The organism is Flavobacterium sp. GP15 (assembly GCF_014281985.1).
Taxonomy (GTDB): domain Bacteria; phylum Bacteroidota; class Bacteroidia; order Flavobacteriales; family Flavobacteriaceae; genus Flavobacterium; species Flavobacterium pygoscelis.
In genome coordinates this window covers 289,470-301,950 of sequence record NZ_JACFTC010000001.1, presented here as the reverse complement: position 1 = coordinate 301,950, position 12,481 = coordinate 289,470, and the positions used below count along the sequence as shown (strand labels likewise).

Sequence of the window (12,481 nt, the reverse complement as noted above, 5' to 3'; positions counted from 1 at the left end):
TGACAAAAAGATAAACAAAAAGCATAAATAAACTTTGTGCCTTAGTGCCTTCGTGGCAAAATCAGATTAACAAATAACTAAAAACAGCAAAGGGATTTGTTGTTTTAAAAAAACAAAAAAATTATGTACGTAGTAAAAAGAGACGGTCGCAAAGAGCCTGTAATGTTTGACAAAATCACAGATAGAATTAAAAAACTATGCTATGGTTTGAATGATTTGGTAGATGCTGTAAAAGTAGCTATGCGAGTGATTGAAGGACTTTATGACGGAGTTTCTACGTCAGAATTAGATAATTTAGCTGCCGAAACTGCGGCTTCGATGACGATTGCGCATCCTGATTATGCACAATTAGCTGCGAGAATTGCGATTTCAAATTTGCATTCGAATACCAAAAAAGCTTTCTCGGAAACTATGAACGATATGTTTCATTATGTGAATCCAAGAAATGGTCAAGAAGCTCCTTTATTATCAGAGGAAGTGCATAAAGTGATTATGGATAATGCGGAATTTTTAGATTCGCATATTATATACAATAGAGATTTCAACTACGATTATTTTGGTTTTAAAACACTAGAGCGTTCGTATTTGCTTAAAATAAACGGTAAAATTGTAGAGCGTCCGCAACATATGTTGATGCGTGTATCGGTTGGAATTCACTTAGGTGATTTGGATTCAGTGATTGAAACTTATGACTTAATGTCTAAAAAATTCTTTACACACGCTACACCAACGTTATTCAACGCAGGAACTCCAAAACCGCAAATGTCTTCTTGCTTTCTGTTAGCGATGCAAGATGATAGTATTGACGGAATTTACGATACGTTGAAACAAACCGCTAAAATCTCGCAATCTGCAGGTGGCGTTGGATTGTCAATTCACAACGTTCGTGCAACTGGATCTTACATTCGTGGAACCAACGGAACTTCAAACGGGATTGTTCCTATGTTAAGAGTTTTTAATGACACGGCAAGATATGTAGATCAAGGTGGTGGAAAACGTAAAGGTAGTTTTGCGATTTACATCGAAACGTGGCATGCTGATATCTTCGAATTCCTAGATTTGAAAAAGAATACTGGAAAAGAAGAAATGCGTGCTAGAGATTTATTCTTTGCGATGTGGACTTCTGATTTATTCATGAAACGTGTACAAGAAGATAGTTACTGGACTTTGATGTGTCCTAATGAATGTCCAGGTTTGTATGATGTTTATGGTGACGAATTTGAAGCCATGTACATCGGTTATGAAAAAGCGGGGAAAGGAAGAAAAACCATTAAAGCGCATGAATTATGGGAGAAAATTCTAGAATCGCAAATCGAAACTGGAACGCCATACATGTTGTATAAAGATGCAGTCAATAGAAAATCAAATCAGAAAAATTTAGGTACTATTCGTTCATCGAACTTATGTACAGAGATTATGGAGTTTACTTCTAAAGATGAAATCGCAGTTTGTAACCTAGCGTCTCTTTCGTTACCAATGTTTGTGGATGGTAAGAAATTCGACCACGACATGTTGTACACGGTGACGAAACGCGTAACAAGAAACTTAAACAAAGTTATTGATAGAAATTATTATCCTGTAATTGAAGGAGAAAATTCTAATAAGCGCCACAGACCAATTGGTCTTGGAGTACAAGGATTAGCAGATGCATTTATTATGTTGCGTTTGCCATTTACCTCTGACGAAGCCAAAAAGCTGAATCAAGAAATTTTTGAAACGCTTTATTTTGCTGCTGTAACCGCTTCTATGGAAATGGCAAAAGAAGAAGGACCGTATTCTACTTTCGCAGGATCGCCAATGTCTCAAGGAGAATTCCAGTACAATATGTGGGGAATGAAAGATGAGGATTTGTCAGGTCGTTGGGATTGGGCTTCTTTAAGAAAAGAAGTAATGGAACACGGTGTGCGTAACTCGTTATTAGTAGCGCCTATGCCAACTGCTTCAACTTCTCAAATTTTGGGTAATAACGAAGCTTTTGAACCTTACACTTCTAATGTATATACACGTAGAGTACTTTCAGGTGAGTTTATCGTGGTAAACAAGCATTTATTGCACGATTTAGTAGAGCGTGGCTTGTGGAACGAAACCTTGAAACAAGAATTAATGCGTAATAACGGATCAGTTCAAGATTTGAATATTCCGCAAGATTTGAAAGAATTGTACAAAACAGTTTGGGAAATGTCAATGAAAGATATTATTGATATGTCACGTCAACGTGGGTATTTTGTAGATCAATCACAATCATTGAACTTGTTTATGCAAAACGCCAATTACTCTAAATTGACTTCAATGCATTTCTATGCTTGGCAATCTGGATTAAAAACTGGAATGTATTATTTAAGAACAAAAGCTGCGGTTGATGCGATTAAATTTACATTAAACAACGATAAAAAAGCTGAGCCAATCGAAGTGGAAGCTAAACCGATACAAGTAGCGGTTCCTGCTGCTCAAGTAGAAATGAGCTCTGAAGAATACAGAACGATGATCGAAATGGCCAGAAATTCTGATCCAGACGATTGCGAAATGTGTGGATCTTAATTTCACACTTTTCAAGAACGACGATTTTATATAATTAGAAAACTGCCGTTCTCCTTTTTGTGAGGAGAATGGTTTTTTTTTTGAGGAGCTGTTTCCTGCTATCCGTTACAATCTTTTTCGCCGAACAACGGCAAAAAAGGATTTCCACTGCTATCAGGGCTAGGGAATCGGTGCTATAAATTTAACTTTTCTATGGTGAGAAATATTATTGTTAATCACCAAATCAAAAAAATATAATTTAATTATATAGTAATATAAGTCATTTAAAATATCATTACGAATGAACGAGACTTCCGCTTGAATTTATCTTCGTAAAAATAAAATATATATATTATGGATATTGAAAATTTATTAGAATTTACCACAGAAGATCTTTTAGATAAGTTTGGCGCTGGAAATCATAAACCTGGTTCAGGAAGCGCTGCTGCGTTTCAAGGAATGTTATCCGCTAAATTGCTAGTAACAGTTATTTCATTAACTAATGGACGTGCTAATTATGAAAAGGTTCTTCCTAAATTAATAAAAATGTCTGACGAAATTCATTTCAGAATTTTTCCTGAATTAGTGAAATTATTTCAAGAAGATGCTGTTCAATTTGGAGTAACAATTAGTGCAAGAGAAAAAAGAAATAAAGAAACCAATGCTTTAGTTAAAAATCAACTTTCAATAAAAGCATTGGATGAATTAAAAACATCTGTGGATATACCAATAGCTATTTCGAAACTTTGTATTGAATTAGCTGAAATTTCTGTATTTGTTTTTGATAATGCATTTCAATCAGCAAGAGGTGACTCTCAAGTTGCACTAAGTGGCGCAGTGGCTGGACTTGCTGGAAGTATATCAATTATTCAGTTAAATCTTTTATCTTTTAATGTTAGTGAATATTCTTGGACAACTAAAATTATTTTAGAAACTAATATTTTTAGAGAAAAGTTGTTGGAGTTAAATGATTTGTCATTTTCAAAAATTCAAATTTTAGCGGATGAAGTTAAATTTAAAATTGATTTCCAAAAAAAAGTTAACCTTCTTTTAGAAATTAAGTCTAGGAATAGGTTAACTAACTCAGAAATCGAGAAAGTTGCAATTGCTTTTCAAAATTTGATGTGGGTAAATAGAGATAAAATTTGGAATCGTGATATTCCAGATCATCCAGTAAAGATTTTGAATCCTAGTGTTGCTTTAAAGAAATGTTTAGGATATAATTGTGAAATATTACCGAATATAGGTATTATTGAAAATAATAATTCTTACTCTGAAATCGCGGGTTTAATCAATCAAAAAGATAAAATAGTTTTAATATCAAATAATTATGCAAAGAATATTCAAAACTTCACCGCTGCTCACGAATTAGGACATGCGATTTTGCATAATCAAAATGTGATGCATAGAGATAGACCTTTAGATGGCGCCATGAAAAACGACATGAGGAATTTGCAGGAAATTCAAGCAGATAAATTTGCTACTTATTTTTTGATGCCAGCTAAAATAGTTAAACAAATATTTTTTGAACTTTTTTTGACTGATAAATTTTTAATAGATGAAGATAGTGCTATTAACTTAATTCAAAATTCGCCAAGTAAACTAAAATATAAATGTAGAAATTTACGTGGGCTTTCTTTAGAGTTAGCGACTGCAGAAAGGTACAATAATCAGAGTTTTAGATCTATTTCTGAGTTGTTTGGCGTTTCGAAATATGCAATGGCAATCAGATTAGAGGAGTTAAATTTACTTGATTTTTAAAATTTGGTGTTTGCTCAAATCTCGAATTGTAAAGTGTTTTAGATATTCCTAACAGCACAAAAAATCTAAAACAAAAAAAGAAAGTCCTTAAAAAGACTTTCTTTTTGCATTATAAAATTTTCAGCAATAATGAAAGAATTTACTTAAATTTATCCTATATCTTTTTTAATACTTCTCAAATGAAAATAAACAAACTGCTCATAATTGCTTTAGTAATTTCCAACATTTGCATGGCGCAACAATATGATGGAGTTAAAATAGAAAAAAGTAAAGTAGATAAGAATAATGTTATTTATCAAATTGGCAAAACATTTATGTATTCCTATTCTATTCAAAAGAATGAAAACAAATATTTTCTCGTCAATAATACAAAAGACAGTTTAACTACTAATGAAGTGGATAAAAATAAAATTGATGCCATTAAAATGTCCGTTATAAAACCAAAGATGTTTCAACGGATAAACAAAAATCAAACTGAAATCCGTTATAATTTTGAACCCAATCCTAAATTTTTTAGTTCAACTGGAGTAGTCGAAAATAAAGAGAATGTTTGGATTCATCCTCCCAGAATCGGATTTTTGAATGCATTAGAAACCTGTCCCTTTCCTTATATTAAATTAAATAAGCCTGTTGGTTACACTTGGACTGACAAGATGAGCATTGGCGATCATTGGTCAAACAAACAATGGGGAGAATGGAAAGGTAGACTTCTTTTAGATTACACTTATGTAATTGTTGGGAAAGAAGCAATCAAAACTAGTCTTGGAAGTTTAGATTGTTATAAAATTAATTCAACTGCAAAATCTAATATCGGCGAAAGTAAACTGGTAGCTTTCTATAACGATAAATATGGTTTCGTTAAATTAGAATATACCTTAATGAACGGAATTCAAATCGATATTAATTTAGTTGAAGTTAGTGAATAATCGTAATTGCTAAAAAGCTTTACTGTTACTTTTATGTAGACTTTTTTATGTAAAATAAAATAGGAAAAGAAATACTTATTCAAAAAGCACTGACAGATATTACTAACGGTAATACATATACTCACGAAGAAATGAAGCGATGATTTGAATCTAATATTGTAAATAAAGGATAATTTATTAAGGTTATTATGAATTTTTTTTTTGTAATTTTATAAAATGGAAATCAAAGATTTAAATAAAATAACTACTGCTGAGAAAATTGTTTTAGTTGAGCAGTTATGGGATAGTGTTTCTAAAAAAGACATTGATCTTTCATCGGAACTCAAATCGGAGTTAGATTTTCGATTGCAAAAAGTCGAGGAAGGTAGAGCTGAATATTTTACTTGGCAAGATGTGAAAAAACATATTGATTCATTAAGATAAATGTACAGTATACATTTTATAAAGGAAGCATTATTGGATATTGAAGAAACAATTCTTTGGTATGAAGAACAAAGAAAAGGACTATCTTATGACTTTGAACTTTGTTTAGAAGTTGGTTTGAATCAGATTACTAGAAATCCTTCTTCATTTCAAAAAAGATACAAATCTGTAAAAATTCTTTTTATAACTCGTTTTCCTTATGGAATTCATTATATAACTACCAACGATACTATAACGGTAATTGGAATCTTTCACACTTCACGTTCGCCTAAAAATTGGGAATCTAGATTAAATTCTCATTGATAACGCAAACGTCCCGCGCGTTCCAAAAATCAACATAAAAACAATTCCTATAAAGACTTTCATTTTACATTACAATCACTTCACAAATCGTAATTCTGCGAACTCGGCTGCTTGATGAAAACCATATTTTTTGCTTTTATAGGCTTTTAAGGATTGGTATTCTTTAGTTTGTCCGAAGTCAATTCGGAATAAATTTCCTTTCCAAATGGTTCCAATTTTTGGAGTTTTAAAATTGCCATTTGTTATTTCGTTTAAACTCGAAAACGGAACAGCAATTTCTACGCTATATCCAGAATCGGTAATTTTTGAAGCTGTTTGCAATCCTTTTACACTAATTGATAAATCAGATTTTCGTTTGGCGCAGTCACTTCCAATGCATCGAATAAGCAGATCGTAATTACTGCTGAAAGCATTTACGCCAATTTCAATGTAATTTTTAACTTTTGCATCTGGACTAATAAAAATCTCTACTAAATCATCAGTTTCAAAGAGAGGAGAATCTTGATTCCTTGCTTTGCCTACAATTTCAGAATCGATACTATTGTAAGCGATATATAAAAAATTATTATCCCAAGAGAGAGACGCAACGGTTGTTTGTGTTGCTTTTTCTTCAGAGTTATGAATAACAAATGGCTGCGAAAAAGGAGAATGCCAGTCGGATAAATCACCATCAATAACTATGGGTTGCTTTGTCTTATGAATTAAAACAGTCTGTGATTTAATTTGTTGCACACTAAAAATCAGTAAGAATACTACAATAAGAGTGTTTTTCATTTTTTACTTCAATACGTTACTTTGTAAAAAGGGTAAATAATAGGTTCTAGAACTTTATCTAAAATTCAAATGTATCTTTTTATGGAGTCAAAACTTTATTTCTATTCAAAATAATTGCCTTTTGTATTGATGAATAAGCTTTAATGCTTTCGTTATTATTAAAGCGCTAATTTATTTTGTGTTAAAAGCAAAAGTAATTTTTTGATTTAAAAAAGTCTAAAGCATTCGATAAGAGTGAGAATTTCATAAATCTATCATAAAATAGTATAAAGATAAAGTTCTCAACCTGAGATATATTTGTATTATCAAAAGAATGTGATTATGAAAGCAATTCAATATACTAAAAAAGTTAGCACGAATATTTTACGTTTAATATATTCTACGTGTACCAACGATTTGGTTATAAATTCGAAACAAGCCAGTGTGATCGAGGATTTTTTCTTAGCCTTTTGTATAGAATTCAATCGTTTGTTCATTGCAGATAGTCTTTTAATGAATGTTTTGCAAAAACACTGTATAGTAAAAGCAAAGACCTATATTGATCATACTAAAAGTATATGTAGAGATAATTTTCTTGAAGATAGAAATGCTTTTCTTGAATTTTTTGGTTCGAATGAAAATTATAGTATTTTAAATAAAATGAGATTATTTGAAAAAACGAATAATTAAGCAGCTCGGTTTTGCTCCTTTGATTTTATAATCTTCTTTTGTAAATAAATCTGAATTTTCACTACCGTTGGCTAGTATTGTCTGTCAATATTGATACTAAAGCCACATTAATTCGCTATATTTGAGAAATGTAGCATCCTATAAAATCTACTCTCCTAAAAAAAAACAAAAATGGAAACTAAAGAATTTATGATTACTGAAGATCTTTTAGCTTCTAAAGGACAACGATTTTTAAACTGTATAATCGATTTGTTTATTGTTTACTTACTTACAATGGGAATTGGTGCAGCCATAAATATACTGGGAGAATTAACGGGTAATTTTAAACTTTCTGAGTGGATTATATCTCTAACTCTAATTGAAAATATCATTTTTGGTCTGGTAGTTTTATTCTTTTATTACGCTATAATGGAAATGTATTTATCCAGAACATTTGGTAAATATTTTACTAAAACTTTAGTCGTAAAGCATAACGGCAATAAACCGAATATGAAAAGTGTAATTATTAGAACTCTAGTTCGAATGATTGCTTTTGAAGCTTTTACTTTTCTTAATGATAATGGAAGAGGTTGGCACGATACATTATCAGTTACTTATGTGGTAAAGAAACATGAGTTTGCGGCAAAAATGAAACTTTAAGAAAAATAATATATATTTTTAAGCGCTATAGCTGTCATTTTTGGCAGCTTTTTTTATTTCCGCTTCTTACTTTTTCTTTATATTCGCTCCTTATAAATTCAGCATAATATATCCATCACAAAATGAACTGGGAACAACTTTTATCACTAAGAAGACAAGGCGACAAAGGCAAAAGATTGCGTGTAGAACAAGATGACACACGTTTGGGTTTTGAAGTAGATTATGATCGAATCGTTTTTTCGGCAGCTTTTAGAAGTTTGCAGGACAAGACACAAGTCATTCCACTTTCTAAAACTGACTTTGTACACACGCGTTTGACGCACAGTTTAGAAGTTTCAGTTGTGGGACGTTCTTTAGGAAGACTAGTTGGTAAAAAAATTATTGAAAAATATCCGCATCTTAAAGAAGTACATGGTTTTCACATGAATGACTTTGGAGCTATTGTAGCAGCAGCTTCTTTGGCACATGATATTGGAAATCCACCTTTTGGGCATTCTGGTGAAAAAGCAATAGGAGAATATTTCTCAATTGGGAACGGCCAAAAATACAAGGGACAAGTTTCTGATAAAGAATGGCAAGATTTAATAGATTTTGAAGGGAATGCAAATGGTTTCTCCGTTTTAACAGCCAGTCGTCCCGGAATTGAAGGCGGATTGCGAATTTCATACGCTACTTTGGGCGCTTTTATGAAATACCCAAAAGAAAGCTTGCCTAAAAAACCAACGAAGAATATTGCAGATAAAAAATATGGTTTCTTTCAGACCGATAAAAACTTTTTTCAGGAAGTAGCCGCCGACATGGGTATGATTCCCAATAAATCAGGAGATGATATTGGTTACGAAAGACATCCTTTAGCTTATTTGGTAGAAGCAGCAGATGATATTTGTTACACCATCATAGATTTTGAAGACGGAATAAACTTAGGATTGGTATCTGAAGATTTTGCGTTAGAATATCTAATTAAATTAGTAAAGGACAGTATCGACACATCAAAATATAAAACACTAACCACGAAAGAGGATCGCATTAGTTATTTGCGTGCTTTGGCAATTGGCAGTTTAATTAATGATGCAGTGAGTGTTTTTGTAGCTAATGAGGAAGCAATCCTAAATGGTAAGTTCCCTTATTCGTTGATGGATAAAAGCAAATACAAAGTCCAGATGGATGATATTATTAAGATTAGCGTTAATAATATTTATCAGAGTAGAGAAGTAATAGAGAAAGAAATTGTAGGATATCAAATTATTCAAACTCTTTTAGATAAATTTATAACGGCTTATAATAATAGATTTAATGAAACGGAATCTAACTACGATTCCTTAATTTTAAAATTATTGCCTGAGAAACACCATTTAGAGAAAGAGAATGTTTACGAAAGATTATTACACATTTGTCATTTTATTTCGATGCTTACAGATGGAAATGCGCTTTTGTTTTATAAAACAATAACCGCTGTAAAAAACTAATTAATACTTTACTGTAACGATATAAAAAAGTCCTGATTTTTATCAGGACTTTTTTATTAAAACACATATTCTAAACCAACACCTATGGCTTGCCTTATTTGGGTTCTTGGGCCTTGAGTGATTTGAATTCCTGCTACTTCTTTTTTAGATTTAATATCATCATCATAAATTACGTGAGCGCCTATGTTGGCTTTTACATATTGATTTACGACAAGCTCTATTTGCAAATCATAATCGATATCTACATTTCCAAAACGATTAATATAATCCGAATACAAACTCACTCGATTCTCTAATATTATATTTTTAAAAACTTCTTTTCGGTATTTTCCAGTGATTAGAAAACCAAGTTCCATTTTCGATTTTTTTCCTTCACTTATAAGATTTTTGTCTAGATCATAAGTAGCTTTATCAACCCCAAAAGCACCTTGATTGGCCAAAGATTGGTCTAAAACCAAAGTAGTTTTGAAGGTAAATGGCGAAATATAAAAAGTTCTATTTTTTTCTACATTAATGTTTTCAGCACCAATTCCCATAAAAATATACGCTGGAGCAAATGGTTTCGATATAGCTCTATCGGTATTAGGATAAGCATAACCGTTGGTGAATTGCGTGTTAAAATTAAATTTAGCAGAATGAAACCAGTTGGAGAGCGTGTCTTTTCGATATCCAAAAGTAGAGTTTAATTTCATGGCATCGTCTGTTTTCTTAAGACCTTGTCCGTCTTGCTTGTTTACACCGTATCTAAAAATTAACTCGTTAGACCAGTTGTAATTGCTTCTTCTGTAGTTTCTTATAAAATTCCCTTTTAATAAACCGGAAATCGAACTTGTTCCTCCTGCATTCCAATTAAAAAAAGCTACTTCGGAAATGTCAAAACCCAATGTGTTTTTTTTGTTCCAATACGTCAAAGGAATATAATGGGTTTTTGTTCTAATTTTAAAATACTTTATAGAAGGTTTAGCTACAATCATTTTTTTTGTAGCAGGTCTTAAGGTATCAAATATATATACTTTTGTAGAGTCCTGAGAAAAACATTTTATAGAAAAAGTGCAGATAAAAAAGAGTAAAGTGTAGGTTAATAACTTCATTTGGGAGTGATTGTATTTAACGGCGCAAAATAAATATTTTAAAAGTTTGAAAAAAGTATTTCGAGACTTTTAACGTCTATTTTACAATATTGTTGCAATTCGGCTACATTTCCATGCTGAATAAATTCATCTGGAATGCCAAGAGTGGTAATTTGTGATGAATAATGGTTTGTTGAGACAAATTCAAGAATTGCACTACCAAAACCTCCAATAACTGTCCCATCTTCAATTGTGATGATCGTTTTGAATTTTTTAAAGATAGAATGCAATTGATTTTCATCGAGTGGTTTTACAAATGGAAAATCATAATGTGCTAGCTGTTCTGGATTTTTTGTTTTGGCAATAGCCAAAGTAACGTTGTTGCAAATAGTTCCATTAGACAAAATAGCAATTTTAGAACCTTGCTTTAGACAGTCACTTTTACCGATTTCTATTGCTTGGTAAATTCCTTGATAATTTTTTTGCCAATCCGGAATTACACCACGACCGCGCGGATATCGAATAGCAATAGGATGTTTTAATCCTAATTGGGCAGTGTATAATATATTTTGCAATTCAATTTCATTTCTTGGAGCGTAAATAATCATGTTTGGAATGCAACGCAAATAAGCGATATCAAAAACGCCATGATGCGTAGCGCCATCTTCACCGACTAAACCCGCTCTGTCTAAACAAAAAATAACCGGTAAGTTTTGTAAAGCGACATCATGAATGACTTGATCATACGCTCTTTGTAAAAATGTAGAATAAATGTTGCAGTACACAATCATTCCTTGTGTAGCCATTCCGGCGGCAAGCGTGACAGCGTGTTGTTCTGCAATTCCTACATCAAAAGCGCGTTTTGGAAATTCCTTCATCATAAAATTTAAGGAACTTCCCGATGGCATTGCTGGAGTAATTCCAATTATTTTTTCGTTCTTTCGGGCTAAATCTAATACGGTCAAGCCAAAAACATCTTGGTATTTTGGAGGAAGATTTTCCTCTGCTTTTATATATATTTCACCAGTAGAAGCGTCAAATTTGCCTGGTGCATGGTATTTTACCTGATCTTCTTCTGCTTGTTTTAGTCCTTTTCCTTTTGTGGTAATAACGTGAAGGAATTTAGGACCTTTTATTTTTTGTAAACGTTTTAATTCCTTGATTACGGCAAAAATATCATGGCCATCAATAGGACCTGAATAATCAAAATTCAAGGATTTGATCATGTTATTCTGTCTCGGATTTTTTCCTTCTTTTACGGCAGTGAGATATTTTTTTAGGGCACCAACACTGGGATCAATTCCAATAGCATTGTCATTTAAAATCACTAATAAATTAGCATCTGTAACTCCGGCATGATTCAATCCTTCAAAAGCCATTCCGGACGCAATTGATGCATCACCAATTACTGCAATATGTTGTTTCTCGAAATCTCCTTTCAAATTAGAAGCGATTGCCATTCCTAAAGCGGCAGAAATAGAAGTAGAGGAGTGGCCTACGCCAAAAGTATCGTAAATACTTTCGTCTCTTTTTGGGAAACCGGAAATCCCGCCTAATTGTCTGTTAGTGTGAAAATCATCTCTTCGACCAGTAAGTATTTTGTGTCCGTAAGCTTGGTGACCCACATCCCAAACTAATAAATCATTTGGCGTGTCAAAAACATAATGCAAGGCGATAGTAAGTTCTACTACACCTAAACTGGCACCTAGATGACCTTCTTTTACCGCTATAATATCGATGATAAAATTACGTAGTTCTCGCGCAACTTCAGGAAGCTGAGCCTCATCGATTAAGCGCAAATCGGATGGAGAATTTATGTTTTGGAGTAAGTTGTTTTTCATTAGAATATAAAAAGCGAATTTACGGTTTTAAATAATAAATTCCGCAAATTGTAAATTTACATTCTGTATTTGCAACCGCATTCGATTTTTCT

Annotated in this window: 11 protein-coding genes; 8 read left to right on the top strand and 3 right to left on the bottom strand. The window is 32.3% G+C overall.

All coding sequences use genetic code 11. The features are described from left to right. The first annotated feature begins 123 nt into the window (after positions 1-123). The 5 genes from H2650_RS01360 to H2650_RS01340 all read left to right on the top strand — a co-directional run bounded on the left by H2650_RS01360 (position 124) and on the right by H2650_RS01340 (position 5,930). On the top strand, positions 124-2,538 hold the full coding sequence (locus tag H2650_RS01360) for a ribonucleoside-diphosphate reductase subunit alpha (RefSeq protein WP_188048963.1): 2,415 nt from the start codon (positions 124-126) through the stop codon (positions 2,536-2,538). 333 nt (positions 2,539-2,871) lie between these two features. Then, the gene (locus H2650_RS01355; protein ID WP_188048962.1) at positions 2,872-4,278 is read left to right on the top strand and encodes a cyclodeaminase/cyclohydrolase family protein; all 1,407 of its coding nucleotides are present in this window, start codon (positions 2,872-2,874) and stop codon (positions 4,276-4,278) included. Positions 4,279-4,457: 179 nt separating this feature from the next. Beyond that, positions 4,458-5,204 carry a hypothetical protein gene (locus H2650_RS01350; RefSeq protein ID WP_188048961.1) on the top strand — a complete coding sequence of 249 codons (747 nt, stop codon included), beginning with the start codon at positions 4,458-4,460 and terminating at the stop codon, positions 5,202-5,204. Positions 5,205-5,420: 216 nt separating this feature from the next. Next, positions 5,421-5,627, top strand: coding sequence for an addiction module protein (locus H2650_RS01345; protein WP_188048960.1), 207 nt, complete (start codon positions 5,421-5,423; stop codon positions 5,625-5,627). Continuing rightward, complete coding sequence (locus H2650_RS01340; RefSeq protein ID WP_188048959.1) at positions 5,628-5,930, top strand: type II toxin-antitoxin system RelE/ParE family toxin; 303 nt, start codon at positions 5,628-5,630, stop codon at positions 5,928-5,930. 75 nt (positions 5,931-6,005) lie between these two features. Here H2650_RS01340 and H2650_RS01335 read toward each other — a convergent pair whose 3' ends face one another. Next, positions 6,006-6,704, bottom strand: a complete 699-nt coding sequence (locus H2650_RS01335; RefSeq protein WP_188048958.1) for a carbohydrate-binding family 9-like protein — start codon at positions 6,702-6,704, stop codon at positions 6,006-6,008. Positions 6,705-7,025: 321 nt separating this feature from the next. Here H2650_RS01335 and H2650_RS01330 point away from each other — a divergent pair, with 321 nt between their 5' ends. The 3 genes from H2650_RS01330 to H2650_RS01320 all read left to right on the top strand — a co-directional run bounded on the left by H2650_RS01330 (position 7,026) and on the right by H2650_RS01320 (position 9,478). After that, positions 7,026-7,373: a hypothetical protein gene (locus H2650_RS01330; RefSeq protein ID WP_188048957.1), complete on the top strand. Its 348-nt coding sequence runs from the start codon at positions 7,026-7,028 to the stop codon at positions 7,371-7,373. 171 nt (positions 7,374-7,544) lie between these two features. Next, the gene (locus tag H2650_RS01325) at positions 7,545-8,012 is read left to right on the top strand and encodes an RDD family protein (protein ID WP_188048956.1); all 468 of its coding nucleotides are present in this window, start codon (positions 7,545-7,547) and stop codon (positions 8,010-8,012) included. Between the two features lie 122 nt (positions 8,013-8,134). Then, entirely contained in the window at positions 8,135-9,478 is a 1,344-nt protein-coding gene (locus tag H2650_RS01320) for a deoxyguanosinetriphosphate triphosphohydrolase (RefSeq protein WP_188048955.1), read from the top strand. Between the two features lie 56 nt (positions 9,479-9,534). Here H2650_RS01320 and H2650_RS01315 read toward each other — a convergent pair whose 3' ends face one another. Both H2650_RS01315 and H2650_RS01310 read right to left on the bottom strand, forming a co-directional pair. Continuing rightward, a complete protein-coding gene (locus tag H2650_RS01315; protein WP_188048954.1) occupies positions 9,535-10,569 on the bottom strand; it encodes a DUF3078 domain-containing protein in 1,035 nt (344 codons plus the stop codon). Between the two features lie 38 nt (positions 10,570-10,607). Continuing rightward, on the bottom strand, positions 10,608-12,389 hold the full coding sequence (locus tag H2650_RS01310; RefSeq protein WP_188048953.1) for a 1-deoxy-D-xylulose-5-phosphate synthase: 1,782 nt from the start codon (positions 12,387-12,389) through the stop codon (positions 10,608-10,610). Positions 12,390-12,481: the final 92 nt, after the last annotated feature.